The sequence below is a fragment of the Bacillus sp. P4_D3 genome, assembly GCF_056401855.1.
Window position 1 is genome coordinate 1 of sequence record NZ_JBFUIN010000724.1, and the last position, 1,536, is coordinate 1,536.

The following is a 1,536-nucleotide window of genomic DNA, read 5'->3' on the forward strand; positions in this document are numbered from 1 at the left end:
TTCGGCAGGACCAATGTTACACTAAATAAATAAACTGAAGCTTTAATAAGTGGAGCTTTTCCCATCCCCACTTATTATTAAGTTAAACCAATCAAATTTTTATAGGCAGCTCGATTCTCACCTAACTTCTTTTCTGTTGCCACATTTTGAATCGAGATAAAATCACTCATTTCTCATAAAAAAGAGGCGAACTCGTTATTCGCCTCTTTTTTTACCAAAATGGAATCCACTCTTTTACTTTATCTATCCATTCATTTTGCTGTTCTTTTCTTTGTTCTTCCTCTTCTTTTCGTTTTTTCTCTTCTTCTTTCCTTCGTTTTTCTTCCTCAATCGTTTTTAATTGTTTTGTATAATCCGCCTCAGGTATTAGTGATAACTGAAATGCCTTTTGAGTTGGATTTCCATTCGCTTTCTTCATAATGTCCCGGAACATTGTCGTTGTAATTTGGCTGCCTCCTGGCACATAATGCTCACTATCCGTTTTATCATACCCTACCCAAATCGCACCTACTAAATCCGGTGTGTATCCAACAAACCACGAATCCTTCGCACCAGTGCTTGGTCCATTTACAAGCTGGGTAGTCCCTGTCTTGCCTGCGGTATCGATATTATTAACTTTCGCTTTTTCACCTGTTCCCCTTTCAATAACACCTTTTAATAAGTATGTCATCTTTTGGGCAACTTTCTCATTCGTCACACGAGTTTCTTTCTTATACCATTTTCCAATTGTTTCCCCTTCAGCATTTTGGATTTCTCTAATGGCATGAGCTTCTACTTGGACACCATCATTTGCAAATGCGCTATACGCTTGAGCCATTACAAATGGTGAAGTCCCTACATGCATACCTCCTAAAGCAATCGGATACGTACGGTCTTCAGGCTCTAATGGAATACCAAACCGCTCTAAAGATTTCAATCCTTTATCTAATCCAATTTGCTCTAATAGCCAAACTGCTGAAACATTATACGACTTTGCCACTGCTTCATACATCGTTACATTACCATGGAACGTATGATCACTATTTTGTGGTGCATATTCTTTAATATTAAACGGTTCATCTTTTAAGACATCGTATACTTCATATCCTTGCTCTAACGCTGGTACATACACTGCAAGAGGCTTTAACGTTGAACCTGGCTGTCTTTTTAATTGTGTTGCATGATTAAACTGTAAAAATTGATAAGGACCTCTACCTCCAACTAAAGCCGGAACACCGCCAGTTTTTGGATTCATAAGGACCACTCCAGTTTGCATAAGCTGATCTGAACCACTATCTTTAAAATAACTATCATTATTCACAACATCTTCAACCGCTTGTTGTTTTTTCGGGTCAAGTTCCGTATAAATACGATAACCACCTGCTAAAATTTCATTTTGTGTTAATTCATACTTGTCCATCGCTTCTCTAATAATATAATCTACGTATTGAGAATATTTCCCCTTAYATTTATCGTCAACACCACGTCGTAATACAAGACCTGATTCTTTCTCCTGACTATATTGTTCTTCAGAAATATACCCTTGCTCCTTCATTA

General features: G+C 37.5%; 1 protein-coding gene. It reads right to left on the minus strand.

Annotated features, from left to right (window positions below; translation table 11 throughout):
- Positions 1 to 211: 211 nt before the first annotated feature.
- Positions 212 to 1,536 (minus strand): transglycosylase domain-containing protein (locus AC1DTM_RS26005; RefSeq protein WP_477001239.1); only part of this gene is annotated, 1,325 nt, incomplete at its 5' end.